The 14,362-nt window shown below is 69.8% G+C and carries 14 protein-coding genes; 8 read left to right on the forward strand and 6 right to left on the reverse strand.

Going from position 1 to position 14,362, the window contains the following annotated elements:
* Nucleotides 1-36: 36 nt before the first annotated feature.
* From G361_RS0140325 to G361_RS0140335, 3 genes are read right to left on the reverse strand one after another with little or no spacing between them, the layout of a single operon-like run.
* Nucleotides 37-930 carry a lipopolysaccharide assembly protein LapB gene (locus tag G361_RS0140325; protein ID WP_019932840.1) on the reverse strand — a complete coding sequence of 298 codons (894 nt, stop codon included), beginning with the start codon at nt 928-930 and terminating at the stop codon, nt 37-39.
* Nucleotides 931-952: 22 nt separating this feature from the next.
* Nucleotides 953-1,345, reverse strand: a complete 393-nt coding sequence (locus G361_RS0140330) for a hypothetical protein (RefSeq protein WP_019932841.1) — start codon at nt 1,343-1,345, stop codon at nt 953-955.
* A gap of 26 nt (nt 1,346-1,371) precedes the next feature.
* Nucleotides 1,372-1,686 carry a hypothetical protein gene (locus tag G361_RS0140335; RefSeq protein WP_019932842.1) on the reverse strand — a complete coding sequence of 105 codons (315 nt, stop codon included), beginning with the start codon at nt 1,684-1,686 and terminating at the stop codon, nt 1,372-1,374.
* 263 nt (nt 1,687-1,949) lie between these two features.
* On the opposite strand from G361_RS0140335, the gene G361_RS46385 reads away from it, so the two are divergent.
* Nucleotides 1,950-4,121 carry a tetratricopeptide repeat protein gene (locus G361_RS46385; RefSeq protein WP_196814758.1) on the forward strand — a complete coding sequence of 724 codons (2,172 nt, stop codon included), beginning with the start codon at nt 1,950-1,952 and terminating at the stop codon, nt 4,119-4,121.
* Between the two features lie 20 nt (nt 4,122-4,141).
* Here the strand turns inward: G361_RS46385 and G361_RS51560 are convergent, their stop codons facing one another.
* Complete coding sequence (locus tag G361_RS51560; RefSeq protein WP_255359895.1) at nt 4,142-4,267, reverse strand: hypothetical protein; 126 nt, start codon at nt 4,265-4,267, stop codon at nt 4,142-4,144.
* A 203-nt stretch (nt 4,268-4,470) separates the two neighbouring features.
* Between G361_RS51560 and G361_RS0140350 the strand changes: the two genes are divergently transcribed.
* From G361_RS0140350 to G361_RS0140360, 3 genes are all read left to right on the forward strand, one after another.
* Complete coding sequence (locus G361_RS0140350; protein ID WP_019932845.1) at nt 4,471-5,046, forward strand: hypothetical protein; 576 nt, start codon at nt 4,471-4,473, stop codon at nt 5,044-5,046.
* 108 nt (nt 5,047-5,154) lie between these two features.
* Nucleotides 5,155-5,340: a hypothetical protein gene (locus tag G361_RS0140355; protein ID WP_019932846.1), complete on the forward strand. Its 186-nt coding sequence runs from the start codon at nt 5,155-5,157 to the stop codon at nt 5,338-5,340.
* A gap of 260 nt (nt 5,341-5,600) precedes the next feature.
* Nucleotides 5,601-7,196 (forward strand): ABC-F family ATP-binding cassette domain-containing protein, encoded by a 1,596-nt coding sequence (locus G361_RS0140360; protein ID WP_019932847.1) that lies wholly within the window; start codon nt 5,601-5,603, stop codon nt 7,194-7,196.
* 87 nt (nt 7,197-7,283) lie between these two features.
* Here G361_RS0140360 and G361_RS0140365 read toward each other — a convergent pair whose 3' ends face one another.
* A complete protein-coding gene (locus tag G361_RS0140365; RefSeq protein WP_019932848.1) occupies nt 7,284-9,998 on the reverse strand; it encodes an AAA family ATPase in 2,715 nt (904 codons plus the stop codon).
* Between the two features lie 129 nt (nt 9,999-10,127).
* On the opposite strand from G361_RS0140365, the gene G361_RS0140370 reads away from it, so the two are divergent.
* From G361_RS0140370 to G361_RS46395, 4 genes are all read left to right on the forward strand, one after another.
* Nucleotides 10,128-10,556, forward strand: coding sequence for a hypothetical protein (locus G361_RS0140370; RefSeq protein WP_026344098.1), 429 nt, complete (start codon nt 10,128-10,130; stop codon nt 10,554-10,556).
* Nucleotides 10,556-11,437 carry an alpha/beta fold hydrolase gene (locus tag G361_RS0140375; protein ID WP_019932850.1) on the forward strand — a complete coding sequence of 294 codons (882 nt, stop codon included), beginning with the start codon at nt 10,556-10,558 and terminating at the stop codon, nt 11,435-11,437. Before G361_RS0140370 ends, G361_RS0140375 begins: the two co-directional genes overlap by 1 nt.
* Before the next feature lie 86 nt (nt 11,438-11,523).
* Nucleotides 11,524-12,783 carry an alpha/beta fold hydrolase gene (locus G361_RS46390; RefSeq protein ID WP_019932851.1) on the forward strand — a complete coding sequence of 420 codons (1,260 nt, stop codon included), beginning with the start codon at nt 11,524-11,526 and terminating at the stop codon, nt 12,781-12,783.
* Between the two features lie 172 nt (nt 12,784-12,955).
* On the forward strand, nt 12,956-13,876 hold the full coding sequence (locus G361_RS46395) for a DUF1206 domain-containing protein (RefSeq protein ID WP_231387250.1): 921 nt from the start codon (nt 12,956-12,958) through the stop codon (nt 13,874-13,876).
* Between the two features lie 78 nt (nt 13,877-13,954).
* Here the strand turns inward: G361_RS46395 and G361_RS46400 are convergent, their stop codons facing one another.
* Nucleotides 13,955-14,323: a hypothetical protein gene (locus G361_RS46400; RefSeq protein ID WP_019932853.1), complete on the reverse strand. Its 369-nt coding sequence runs from the start codon at nt 14,321-14,323 to the stop codon at nt 13,955-13,957.
* Between the last annotated feature and the right edge of the window lie 39 nt (nt 14,324-14,362).

Consider the following 14,362-nt stretch of genomic DNA (forward strand, 5'->3'; position numbering starts at 1 on the left):
TGTCGGGAAAGTGCATTGCGGTAATGGATTTCGTGCCTAGGCCCCTTCGGGCTGCCGGCCGCTGCGCCGGACGCTCTGCGAAACCGAGCGCCGGGTCCATTTCCATTCCGGCATGCGGTGGCGCAGTACGTAACCGGTGACGGTGCCCGCGATGCCGAGGAATGCGAGCACCCCGAGACCGCCCTCGCCGGTGCCGATCGCGACGAGGAAGGTCACCACGCACACCGCGACCGTGATCAGATAGGCCGCCATATGGTCCGATCCGTACCACTTCACCTGCGCGGCCCGATCCACCACGCGGCGGATCTCCGCGATGTGCGCGCGGACCTCGGTGAATTCCTCGCCACGCAGATCGAGTTCCGCGATCCGCGCCAGCATCTCCCGGGAGAAGTCGAGTTGCGCCTCGTTGGTGATACTGCGGCTGTCGTCGGCGAACTCGCTCCACTGATCGGTGATCGAATCGGCCAGCGCGGCGGCCAGATGCTCCCGGAAGAAGGCATTGTCCGGATGCTTGCGAACCGCCTCCTCGTAGATCGGCAACGCCAATTCGAGGTTGTCGGCATAGGTGTTCGCGATACCGATCGCGTACAGCGGACTGCCCGGATCGAGCGCCTGCGCCTGTTCGTAGGCCCGGCGGGCGCGCACCCAATCGCGTGCGCCGCAATGGATGTCGCCGAGGACGCAATGGAAGCGGGGATCGGTGGAATCCAGCCGCAGGGCCTCGGTGACCTCGAACAGGGCGTCGTTGCCGTGGTCGAGTTCGACGGACGCCTGGGCGCGCAGGAACCAGGCCTCCGCGTCCCCGGGATGCTGATGAGTCCCTTCGCTCGCCGCCATATGGGCCTGGAATCCGTCGCCGCGGTCGAGATAGTCCTGCGCGATCGACTTCCAGTCCTGCGACGTCTCGCCGGGCAGAGGTTGTGGCTCCATGAAATAGTCCTGCCTGGTCGCGCTACAGCGCTTCGATCTTCTGAATCAGCTTGTGCCGCTTGAAATACACGCGGTCGCAACACCCCACGATTCCCATCCGCTGCGACCACGACGACATCCAGGCGGCGACGCCGACTTTCCCGTTGTCCATCGCGGTGATCTTGATCGAGACGACGGGCCTGGAGCTCCCGATCGAACTCAGGCCGAATCCGCGCGCCCGGTAGTTGAGATCACCGGGGCCCTCGACCGCGCGCCACCACACCGAGCCGAAATGGTCCTCGACCGTGTCGATCACGTGGTTGTAGGGCGCCTTCACATACGTGTCGATCTGTTTCCGCGCGCCGATACTGAGCACGACCGAGGCGATCAGAACGAATACGACAAAAATTACGAAAAGGATAAATACGACTTCCATGACGAACTCTCGATACCTTCCGAAGCTCAGCCCGTGGTGATGTCACGGACCAGTTTGTTCTTGCCGCTGGTCCGGCAGAACGCCTCCGCGGACAACCGGGTGGTGGTCGTCGACGAGCGATCCGTGCTCTGCCCGGTGCTGCGCAGGTAGGTTTCGATGATCGACTCCTTGCCCGCCTTGTCGCTGGAAAGGAAATCCTTACAAGATGTTTCACCACCCCGGGTGCTCTGCGTGGCGCCGGTGTGCGCCGACGCGACGGGACCGCTGTGGGACGAACCGGAACAACCGGCGGCGAGTGTTCCGGCGGCCAACAGGGTGGCGACAACCGCGACGCGGATCATGACTGTTTTTCCTCTCTTGCCGTGAAAGCTGGCGAATACCACTGCATCACGTGCGCAGATCGGTTTCCTGGACATCTGGAAAGGGCTTGAATACACTGCACGGTGCCGCCACCGGAGACTGGGAGGTGACGATGGCCGGCACACCGCGACGAGCCGTCGATCCGGATTCCGCGCTGGAGGATTTCGTTACCGCGTTGAATCGGACCGTGCTGCATGCCGAAAAGCAGCACGGCACAGTGAATCGACGCAATTTAGCGAAACGAATGAATATTTCGACCGGCAGCGTGTACGCCTATCTGAACGGCACCACGCTCCCGTCCGCGCCGGTCCTGGAGTCGATGCTCTGCGAACTGCAACTCGACGGGACCGCCATCGGGCGATTGCAGACCCTGCGCGACCAGGTCGAGATCGCCCGGCGGACCCGGCGGGACCGCGGCGCGCCACCGTCGCCGGGCGGAGCGTATGCCGCCGCGCTGCCCAGGGATACCGGCCGGCTGTGGGGCCGGGAAACCGAACTCGCACAACTGCTCACGGCGCTGACCGCGCCGGACCCGGCGATATGCGTACTGTCCGGGGCCGGCGGTGTCGGGAAGACCGCGCTGGCGGTGCGGGCCGCGCGCAGCCTGGAGAAGGAATTTCCCGACGGCTGCCTGTTTCTCGACCTGCACGGCTACGCCGGCGGTCCGGTGATGTCCGCGGGCGAGGCCGCGGGCAGACTGCTGCGGCAGGCGAAGGCCGCGCCGGAATCGGTGCCCGCGCAACCGGAGGATCGGCTGACCGCACTGCGTGAGCTGCTGCGCGACCGGTGCGTATTGCTGGTGCTGGACAACGTACTCGACGCCGCGCACATCGAGCCGTTGCTGCCCACCGACGGCATCGGCCGGGTATTGCTCACGAGCCGAAGCAATCTCAACGGTATCGACGATGCGTACCGGCTCACGGTGGCGCCGTTGTCGGACGCGGACTCGGCGGAGATGGCGGACGAACTCGTCGCGGATCTGCCCGCCGACCGTCGCCCGTCCCGGGAACAGTTGGCGGCCATGACCGATCGATGCCACGGGCTGCCGATCGCGATCCGGATCGCCGCGGCGGTCGTGCACACCGAGTCGTGGCCGAGTGCGGACGAGGACGCCGCCGGCCTCGGGATATTCCACGACGGGGACCGGGATCTGCAGGCGCTGTTCGAATATTCGGTGGCGCGGTTACCGGCGGAGCACGCCCGGACCTTCACCCTGCTCGGACTGCATCGCGGCCCCGACTTCGATCTCGCGGCGGTCGCCGCACTGGCGAGCGTCGACGGGAGTGCCGCCCGCCGTACGGTACGGCACCTGATCGAGGTCAACCTGCTGTCGGTGCCTCGCGTCGGCCGGTACGAATTCCATGATCTGATCGGAGCTTTCGCCCGGCAGCGCGCGGAATCGACGCTCACCGCGGCGGAATGCGCACAGGCCGAGGAACGGATGGTCGACCACTACCTCTCGACCGCGGACGCGGCCGACCGGCTGCTCACCCCCACCCGGCACCGCGCGAGCATGGCCCCTACAGTGCCGCACACCGCGCGGCCGATGCGCGAATACCGTGATGCCATCGCGCAATTGACCGCGGACCGGGACAATCTGGCGGTCGCGTCGCGCACCGCGTTCGACCGCGGCCGCGACGAACCGTGCTGGCAGTTGGCCTTCGCGATCCGCGAATTCGCCTTCATCACCCACGATATCGACCTCTGGCGACGGACCCACGAAGCCGCCCTGGCCGCCGCCGAACGTGCCGCCGACACCTACGCCGAGGCGGTGACCTGCAACAATCTGGGACTGGCCGAGCTGTCGGGCGGTAACGTCGCGGCCGCGTCCGCACTGTACCGGCGGGCACTGCTGCGATTCGAGCAGATCGGCGACCCGTACGGTCGGCATATCTCGCTCGCGCACGACGCCTGGGCCGACTACCTGTCCGGAAACCTCGAAGAAGCCCGCCGCAAGAGCGAAGCGGCGCTGGCCTACCTCGCCACCGGGGGCGCCCCGCGAAATGTGGCGATCCTGCTGCGGGACACCGCGACCATCGAGATCGCCCTCGGCCGGTACGAGGAGGCGGTGCGGATGGTGCGCCGGGCGCTCGAGGTGTTCCATGCCCAGCGCCTGCATTTCGACGAGGCGATCGCGTACAACGTGCTCGGCCGGGCCTACCGGCAACTCGATGCGCTGCGCCAGGCGGCCGACATGTTCTCGCACGCAGTGGAACTCGCGACCCGATCGGGCAGCGTGCTCGAAGCGGCCCGCGGTCACGAGGGCCTGGGTGAGATCGCCACGGCCGAGACCAACTGGCCCGCGGCCCGAATGCACTGGCAGCGCGCACTCGCCGGCTACACCGCACTGCGGGACCGGCCGCGCCAGGACGAGATGCGTGCGAAGCTGGCCGAGCTACCGGGCAACGACCACTGAAACCGTTGCCCGGCAACCGGTTACGGCGCGTACGCCTTCCACTCGAACTTGCACCACTGGCAGATGTACTTCTGCCAGCTCTGCCGATCCTTCTCCCCGACATCCATGCCGGTCTTCTTGGAACACTGCGGGCAAATCTCGGCCATGATCACGTTCTCCTTTCGGTCCCTCCCATGAGGCCGGTCGGCGCGGCCGATCGCACCCGAGGCTGGAAAGCCCTGAAAAACACCGAAAAGTACTGCGACGCTGCATTGTTCCCACCCGGCACGGCCCCACTTAGCATCGGTTCATGCCGTCCCCGCACGGCCACCCGGGGCCCGCGCGCTCCCGAGCCCAGTGGAGGAATGCCATGTCCACCGCGCTGATCGCCGCCGGCGCCAGCATTTTCGTGGCCGCCCTGACCTTCCTGCTGACCCAGCGCGGCCTGGTCCTCCAGGAACGCCGGCACGCCCGCCTGATCCGGATCAGCAGTCAGCTCGCCGAACTGTACGCACCGCTGCGGGTCCTCGTGGACGTCAACGAACACGTCTGGGAATCGCTGCGGGCGTCCGGACTGCCACCGCGCGCCGAACGCCGCCCCGACGGCCCCGCGGACTGGCGACGATGGCGCGACCACGTCCTCATGCCCGCGAACCGCGCGATGCGCGACCTGATCCTGGAACACGCCGACCTGCTGGTGGAGGCACCCGCCCCGGATCCGCTCGGCGAATTCTGCGCCCACGTGGCCGCACTCGAGGTCGCCCTCGCCGCCGAGGCCACCGGCACCATCGTGCCCCCACTCGTCCGGCACCCCGGCGACCCGTTCGTCTCCCACGTCCGGAACACCTTCGCCCAGCTCACCTCGGAACGGCAGCGCCTGCTCACCACCCGCCTGCACCGCCCCGCCCGACTCGACGCGCTCCGCCGGTTCCGGTATCGCGCGTGACGGCGGGCTCCGCAGCGGTACGTCACGGCGACGTCGGATGACGGATGCGCGGCAGGAGAACCGGACGCACAGTGGAGGAACAGTGCCGTTCCCCGAAAGGACACCACTATGACCGGCAGCCGAATCCCGATGCGGGTGATCGCGGCGTTGCGGGCCGTGGTGGCCGCGGGCAGTCTCGCCGTCGCGTGCACCGCGAGCACGATCACGCTCACCGGGCCGACCGAAGACGCGCCGCGACCGGCCGCGGTGCGGGTACAGGGTGCCGGTTCGCGCCGGCGGGTGTCGCCGATGTGATGCGGACCTCGGGGCGAACGGCTCGCTGATACGCGCTGGTAGCCTGGTCACGTGCTCATCGAGGAAGTCGACAGACTCTAGCCGCCCGGTCGAAGGCGGCGCTTCTCCTCACGCATTCCGCTCGGTATCCGAATCGGGCGAATCGTCACGCCTTCGTCTGCCTCCGCATCGTTTCCGAATCGTCCGCGCCGGTGGGTCATCGCGACCCGGCGCGATCTATGCGGCCGCTCGCAGTGCGAGCAGAAATGAGTCGACGACCCATGTCCACATCCGTACCTTCCGCGATCACCCTGCAGAATCTGTCCTTCGAATGGCCCGACGGCACGGTCGCGCTGGCCGGGCTCACCGGGACCCTGTCCGCCGGGCGCACCGGTCTGATCGGCCGCAACGGCGCCGGTAAATCGACGTTGCTGCGGCTGATCGCCGGAATCCTCACCCCGACGTCCGGGCGGATCGAGACCACCGGCGAGGTGGGATATCTGCCCCAGACGCTGACCCTCGGCCGCGAGGCCACCATCGCCGACCTGCTCGCAATCGCGGACCAGCGCGCCGCCCTGCGCGCGATCGAATCCGGCGAGACCGGGGCCGAGCACTTCGACACGATCGGCGACGACTGGGACATCGAATCCCGGGCCGAGGAGGCGTTGCACGAGATCGGTTTCGGCGCAGCCGATCTCGATCGGCGGGTGGGGGAGATCTCCGGTGGTGAGGCCGTACTGGTCGCCGTCACCGGCCTGCGGGTCCGGCGCACACCCATCACCCTGCTCGACGAACCGACCAACAACCTCGACCGCGAAACCCGCGCGAAACTCACCACATTCGTGGATTCGTGGCCCGGCACCCTCGTGGTGGTGAGCCACGATCTCGAACTGCTCGAGCATATGGATGCCACCGCCGAGCTGCGTGGGGGAACACTCGAGGTGTTCGGCGGGCCGTACCGTGCGTGGCAGCAATACGTCGAGCAGGAACAGGCGGCGGCCGCGCAGGCGGCACGGACCGCCGAACAGGCGTTGAAAGTCGAGAAGCGGCAACGGATCGAGGCCGAGACCAAGCTCGCCCGGCGCGAGCGCACCGCCCGCGCCACCCAGCGCGACGGCGGCATTCCCCGGATCCTCGCCGGGAACCGGGCCAGCCGGGCACAGGGTTCGGCCGGGGCGATGCGATCGACGCTCGACGCGAAAGTCCGTGCGGCCCAGGATGCTTCGGATGCGGCCGCCGCGCGTGTCCGGCAGGACGAACACATCCATCTCGACCTGCCCGACCCCGATGTGCCGCGCAGCCGGCGCATCGCCGAATTGGGCGACGGTGCGCGGCGAGTCGTCATCCAGGGGCCGGAACACGTTGCGCTGGTCGGTCCCAACGGCGCGGGTAAGTCGACCCTGCTCGAGACGCTGCTCAGCGGGCGGGATCCGGAACGGGCCACGCTGCACACCGACCGGGTGGGCTACCTGCCGCAACGGCTGGACGGTCTCGACGAGAATGCCGGTGCGCTGGCGAATGTCGCCGCGGTGGCCACCGCCACCCCGACGGCCGTGATCCGCAACCATCTGGCCCGGCTGCTGCTGCGCGGCAGCAGCGTGGAGCGGCCGGTGTCGACGCTCTCGGGTGGGGAGCGGTTCCGAGTATCGCTGGCGCGCTTGCTGTTCGCCGATCCGCCGGCGCAACTGCTGATCCTCGACGAGCCCACCAACAATCTCGATATCGCCAGCGTCGATCAACTGGTCGACGCGCTCGCCGACTATCGAGGCGCGATCCTGGTCGTCAGCCACGACCATCCGTTTCTGCGGCGGATCGGCATCGACGTCGTCATCGAGGTGGACTCGCACGGAAATCTGCGGCAGCGCGCCGAGTTGTGATCCCCTCGGAGCCGGGTACCGCGGGTGCCCGGCTCCGGGATCTCTCGGAGGTGGTCGGCGTCGATGACGGCTCGGGCGAATGGTCGATCAGGCGGCGGAGTCCTTCCCCGCGGGCAGCAACGCCGCCAGATCACCGCGCGAACTGATACCCAATTTCGGGAAGATCCGATGCAGATGGGTGCTGACGGTCCGGTGCGACAGATACAGTCGCTGCCCGATCTCCCGATTGGTCAGCCCCTGCGCCGCCAGTTGCGCGATGCTCAACTCGTGCGGGGTGAGCCGTTCCCGCGCGTCCGGATCGCGATTCGGGCTCGACTCGCCCGCGCTGCGCAGTTCCAGCCGGGCCCGCTCGCTCCACGCGACGAAGCCCAGGGCATCGAAAAGCTCACGCGCCGTGCGTAATTGGGTACGCGATTCCACGACCCGGCGCTGCCGCCGCAGCCATTCCCCGTAGGCCAGATGCAGGCGGCCGCGTTCGGCGGGCCAGCCGGTGAGATCCGCGCCGAGCGCGGCCGTGAACAGCTCCTCGGCCGAATCCTTCGCGAGAACCGCTCGGGCGTAACGCATTCCGATCTGCAGAGCGGGCGACGGGGTGATCGCCGCCACCGGTTCCAGGTCCCGGACCAATGCCGCCAGCGCGTCGGTCTGGCCGGCCCGGACCGCGGCCTCGGCGAGTTCGGTGAGGAAATACGCGCGCAGCACCGGCGAATGCGCCGGATCGCGGGGATCGTGGATACGGGCCAGATCGGCGAAGGCGTCGTCGAACCGCCCCTCGCCCAACGCGATCAGTCCGCGAGCGAGCTGCGCGGTGGCCAGCACCGGACGCGCACCGGCGGACAGTCCGATCCGCTCGGCGTCCGCCGCGAGCACCGCGGCCCGCTCGTAATCCCCACGCAGCGCGGCGATCTCGGCCTGCGCCGCGACCGCCGAACCGTACATGAAAGGCTGTGCGGTCTCCCGGCAGAAGGTGGCCGCCTCGGCCAGGACGGGCGTCGCGGCGGCGAGGTCGCCGAGCCGGGTGAGGCTCCAGGCATTGATCGAGAGTGCGCGGGCCAGCAGGCCCAGCCGTCCCGAGGACCGGAATCCGGGCGCCGCGGCCGCGGTGAACTGCGCCGCGAGGTCGAAGGCGCCGACCTGGAAGGCGGCGCTGCCGAGAAAGCGGTCGACCTCCGGATCCCGCCCCGTCGTCGCGGCCAGGGTGCGCAGGTGGCCGAGGATCTGCGCACCGCGGTCGAACGGCGCCACGAGCGCGTCGACCGCGATCTTGCGCGGATCGTCGGCGGGCAGCCCGAAGCTGTCGGAGACCGCGAGCAGTGCCCGCTTCGGCTCGGCCCCGGGATCGATCCAGAAGCACCGCATGGCCGCACCCCACAGGATCCGCAGCGCCGCGTCCGGATACCCGCCGGCGGCGACGGAGGCGGTGAGCGCGGTCAATTCGCCGACACGCGAAGGACTTTCGCGAAGCCCGTCCTCGAAACCGCTGGGCAACCAGTTCGCGGTGGCCTCCTGGGCAGGCGTCAGCGGGAGGGTGCGGGCCGTGTCGACCAGCCGCTCGGCGGTATCGCGCCGCCCGGAGTCGACGGCCAGTTCGGCCGCGCGCAGCAGCCGATCCGCGCGCCGGGCCGGATCGGCGCTGAGGGCCGCGGCCCGCTCCAGCACCGCGACCGCGCCGCCCCGGTACCGGGATCGTTCGGCGGCGGCCTCGAGTGCGCCGGCCACCGCCTCGTCGGCGCCGTCGGTCCCCGCCGCCCGATGCCACACCCGGCGGTCCGGGAACTCCGCGAGCAGATCGGCGAGGATCAGATGCACCCGCCGCCGTTCGTCGTCGGCCGCCGCCGACGCGAGCGCCGACCGGATCAGCGGATGCCGGAAAGTCACTGTGCCGGAATCGATATCGATCAACCGGGCCGTCACCGCGGGCGCGAGGATCTCCGCACCCACCGCGGAATCCAGCAGAATTCCGGTGGCGGTGAGTATTTCGATGATCGAGTCGCTGTCGTTCAGCGCCGCGACCAGCAACGCCGATCGGGTATCCGCGGGCAGTGCGGCGCCACGGGTGCAGAAGGCTCGTTCGAGCCGTTCGGTCAACGGCAGCGCCGAGGTGGGATCGGTGAGATCCGCTGCGGCCGTGGGCAGTTCGGTCAACGCCAGCGGATTGCCGTGGGCCTGTTCGCGCACCCGCCGCCGGAGCGGATCCGGCAGATCCCGCGCGATGCTGTCGAGCAGCGCGTCCGCGTCGTCCTCGGACAGCGGGCCGAGCCGCATGAGGGTCAGCCCGGCGTCGCGCAGCGGCGAATCCGTCCCGTCGCGCACGGTGGCCAGGACGGCGACGGGTTCGGAGTCGATCCGCCGCGCGACGAAGGCGAGCACCTCGGCGCTGGCCGGATCGAGCCGGTGCGCGTCCTCGGCGACGACCAGCAGCGGCCGCTCGGCCGCGGTATCGGACAGCACGGTCAGGGCGGCGAGCGCCACCAGATGCAGGCTCGGCTCGCCCTCGGCGTCCGACATCCCCACGGCCGCCGACAGCGCGTCGAGTTGCCGCGCCGGCAGGGCCTCGAAACCCCGGCGCAGCGGATACAGCAGCCGCTGCAGCCCCGCGTAGGCGAGCCCGTATTCGGCCTCCGCCCCCGCCGTCCGCAACACCCGCACCCCCGCGATGGCCGCGGCGGCGACCGCCTCGTCGACCAGCGCCGACTTCCCGATCCCCGGTTCCCCGTCGATCAGGATGCCGCTGCGGTCGCCGGGACCGTCCACGAGCGCGACCAGATCCTTCAGCTCGGTATCGCGTCCGAACATCCGCATGGGCGGCGCTCTCCTCCCGGCCCCGCGACGGTCGACGGGACCGATCGCGACATTACCCACACCGGATTACGTCACGGCAGCGTCAACCGACAGATTCGGCGCACCCCGTCCGGGAGAGAGAGTCATTCCATGGCTACCGTTCGTTTCCACCTGATGTCCACCCTGACTCCCGCCGAGGTCGTGGCGGTACTGACCGACTTCGGCCCGGCCCGCCCCGAGGTGTGGCCGAGTATCGACGCGCAACATTTCGTCGTCCACGACCGCGGCGACAACTGGGCCGAGGTCACCGAGGGCACCGCCGCCGCCTGGGAGCGGGCCCGCTACCGCTGGGACCCGGCCGGCGACACCGTGACGATCACCACCCTGGACTCCAAACTGTTCGGCGCCGGCGGCGGCTGGACCTTCCACGCCACCCCCGAGGGCACCGGCTCCCGGGTCGACGTCGAATTGGTCCGCACCCCGGCGGCGTTCAAGGGCAAACTGCTGGCGGCGCTGCTGCCGCTGGTCGGACCGTCCTCGCTGCGCAAATCCTTCGCCGTCCCGCTACAGGCCGCCTGATGTCCGCCCTCGCCCCCGGCACCCACACCATCGACTCCGACGGCGTCGTCCAGCGGTACCACGTGTACGGCAGCGGTCCGGTCTGCCTGGCCCACCCCGGCGGTCCCGGCATCCACTGGGAGTACCTGCGCTCGCCGGAGCTGGAGGAACACCTGACCATGGTGTACGTCGAGGCGCTCGGCACCGGCGGATCCGGCCGCCTGCCCAGTCACCCGCACGGCTACACCCGTGAACGCCTCAGCCGGGCGCTGCAGGCGCTGACCGAACACCTGGATGTCCCCGAATTCCACCTGCTCGGCCACTCGCACGGCGCTTTCGTCGCCGCCTACCACGCGCTGCACCGGCCCGCCGGCCTGGCGGGCGTCGTCCTCTACGAGGGCGCGCCGGTCACCGGCCCGGAACACGGCGCCGAGGCCGGACGGAGTTTCCAGGAATTCGTCACCACCCACGCGGGTCGCCCGGAACTGGCCGGGGTACTCGCCGCGCTCGACGCCATGCCGAGCATCGCCGACGACGAACAGACCCTCGCGGTCGCCCGCGGCATCCTCCCTTCCTATTTCGCCGACTACTGGGGTGACGAACCGCGCTGGGCCACCTTCCGGGACGGCCTGCGGGCGACCTTCATCTCCGGCCTGGCCGCCGACCTCACCCCGGATCTCATCGACGACCGCGACGACCTCCCGAATTCGACCGTGCCGACCCTGGTGATCGTGGGCCGTCACGACGTCATCTGCGGCCCGCGCTGGGGCTGGGAACTGCACGAGCTGATCCCCGACGCCCGGTTGGTCATCCTGGAGAACAGCGGGCACATGGGACATCTGGAGGAACCGCGGCGCTTCGCCGACGCGGTCCGGGGATTCGTGACCGCGTCGAAGCGGTGAGCGGTCCGCCGGGGACGCGCTGATCGGCCCGCCGATCCGGGCCGGTCACGGAGCGTTCGGCGGCATCGGTCGGGCCGCTGGGCGATATGCCGGAAGTTCCTGGCATACTTCGGTATTCGGCGACATGCGAGATCGGCCTCGCGCCGGTCGTGATCACGGTCCGGGGCGTCGCCGACCGCGAGGCGCTCGACGCCCAGGACGCCGTGGAGGTACCGATGATCGCTCGGCTGCTGTCGAGCGCTGCCGCCGCCGTATTCGGCCTGGCCTGGCTCGCGGGTCCGGCGCGCGCAGATACCGACGACGCCCTGTGCGGCGCAGAAGGTTTCGCCTGCCATCAGGTGGCGGTGAGCGCTTCCCCGCTGCCCGCTCCGACCGGCCCGCACCCGGTCGGCCGGGTCGACGTGCAACTCGGTGACGAGGAGCAGGCGGTCATGGTCTCGGCGTGGTATCCGGCGGCGGAGGCCGGTATGCCCACCTCCTACATCCCCGCGAGCGGCCCCGATGCCGACATCCGGATCGCGGGCCAGGCGGCGACCTGGCTGCATTCCCCGGTCTCGGCCGCCGCGGCGATCGGCGCCACGGCCCCCGCCGCCGAAAACCCGCCCGCGGACACCACTCTCGGCCGATTGCCGGTGCTGCTGATGTCGCCTGGCCTCGGCACACCGCGCTGGATCCTGTCCGGCCTGGCCGCCGATCTGGCCTCACGCGGCTGGGCGGTGGTCGTGGCCGACCACACCGGGGAATCGCCCGCGGTCGAATTCCCCAGCGGCCGAGTCGTTCTCGGCGACCCACCGGTCATGACCGACGCGTACATGCGGGACCGGCTCGCCGCCCGGGTCGCCGATGCGCGCACGGTCCTGGACCGGCTCGACGAACTGCCCGTGATCGGCGATCTGATCGATCCCGGCCGAATCGCCATGCTGGGCCACAGTTACGGCGGCTACACGGCGGTCTCGATGGCCGCCGCGGACCGCAGGATCCGCGCGGCCGTGGTGCTGGACGGATCCGCCGGCTGGCACGACGGCTCCTCGGTCGAGCGCGACGGCCTGGACCGCCCCGTGATGCTGGTCGGCTACGGCGCCATGGTCGACGCCTCGTGGATCTCGTTCGGCCACCACACCCCCGGCCCGTTCACCGTGGCGATGGTGCGCGGCGGCGAGCACTACACCCCCACCGACCTACCCCATCTCGGCGGCCCGCGCGAACTGTGCGGCACTCTCGCGCCGGACCGCGCCGCCGCGGTGACCCGCGGCCTGGTCGCCGATTTCCTCGCCCACGCGGTCCTCGGCCGCCCGGCCACGGGAGCGGTCTGGCCCGAGGTCGAATGGTCGGCACCGATGGCCTGACCCGTCGGGAAACCCGTGCTCAGCACCGAATTCCGCTGAGATACCGCCCATTTCGCAGCGCGGCGAATGTCCAGGGGGCTGGCGCTCGCACAGCCGGATATCGGGGCCCGCGCCGTTTGAGCGGTGAAGAAGCGGCTATTGACCCCTTGACCGAGCGAAAGGGTGATCGGTAATGAGCATCATCGGGACGAGGCGCGGATATTGGCGCCGTGGCGCGCGAGGCAGAGGCTACGGCCGCGAACGGGAATACCGTTCCAACCGGCGGTGGGGCGGCGAACGCTCCTGGGGCGCCCGGCGCCGCGGATCCACCGGCGGCGTCGAAATGCTCGCTCGCGCAGGGCTGGTCGCGCGTGGTGTGGTCTACGTGGTGGTCGGCATCATCGCCGTGATGATGGCGCTGGGCATCGGCCGGCACGCCCCCGACCGCCGCGGCGCCCTCGAAGCCATCGCCGCCCAGCCGCTGGGCTACGTGCTGCTGTGGCTGCTCGTGATCGCCTTCGCGGGCCTGGCGATCTGGCGACTGGTCCAGGCCGCCACCCCCGGCGTGCACGTGAGCGCGGGCCAGCGCCTGTTCCGCCTGGGTGTCGGAATCGCTTACGCCATCGTATTTTTCAGCACACTCTGGTTCGTCCGCGACGGCCGCACACCCCCTTCCAGTGACACCACCCCCCGCGACGTGAGCGCCGAGGTCCTGAGCTGGAACGGCGGCTACGTCCTGTTGGTCGTGGCGGGTATCGTGATCGCCGCCGCCGGCGTGGTGTCGGCCCTGCGCGGTTTCCGCGCCGAATTCGTCGACGACCTCCGCATGGGCTGGATGCCGGCCGCCACCCAGGACGCGGTCGTCGCCCTCGGCCGATTCGGTTACGTCGCAAGGGGAGCGATCGTAGCGGGCATCGGCATCGCCCTGATCGACGCCGCGGTCACCTACGACCCCGACGCCGCGAAGGGCCTGGACGGGGTCCTGGCCGAATTCGCCCACACCTGGCTGGGCCCGTGGCTCCTGCTCGCCGTGGCCCTCGGCCTGATCGCCTTCGGCATCCTGTCCTTCTTCGAGGCCAAGTGGCGCCGCACCTACGGCGGCCTCCCGGTCTAGGACTCCCTACTCGCGAAACGGATTGCGGCCGAACGGTATCGATACCGTTCGGCCGCAATCCGTCTGTCCCACCCCACGCTACGACAGCGACGTGAATTCACCCACGATCCCGGCCCCGCACGCGATCACACAGACCACCGTGACGATCACCGCCGCCGGCCACGAGAGTCGCCGCCGGGTCACCGAAATCGTCACGGCCACTACGCCGATGACGAGCGCCAGCCCCGCCGCCGCCAGCCCCAGCCCCAGCAGGGTCACCGCCCGATCGGGATGACAACTCTCGGGTGGGCAATAGTCGGCGAACGCCAACAGGAACAGCCCGGCGAGGGCCACCACCGAGCAACCCAGGAACGACACGACGAGCAGACTCACCGAGACCGCGACATCCCACCCGATCACCGGCGGTTCGGCGCGGCCGGGAGGCGGCCCCGGGTACCGATACGACATGACATCAGGTTAGCCAGCATCGACTTCACCCTGTCTCGA

The sequence above is a fragment of the Nocardia sp. BMG111209 genome, from assembly GCF_000381925.1.
Taxonomy (GTDB): domain Bacteria; phylum Actinomycetota; class Actinomycetes; order Mycobacteriales; family Mycobacteriaceae; genus Nocardia.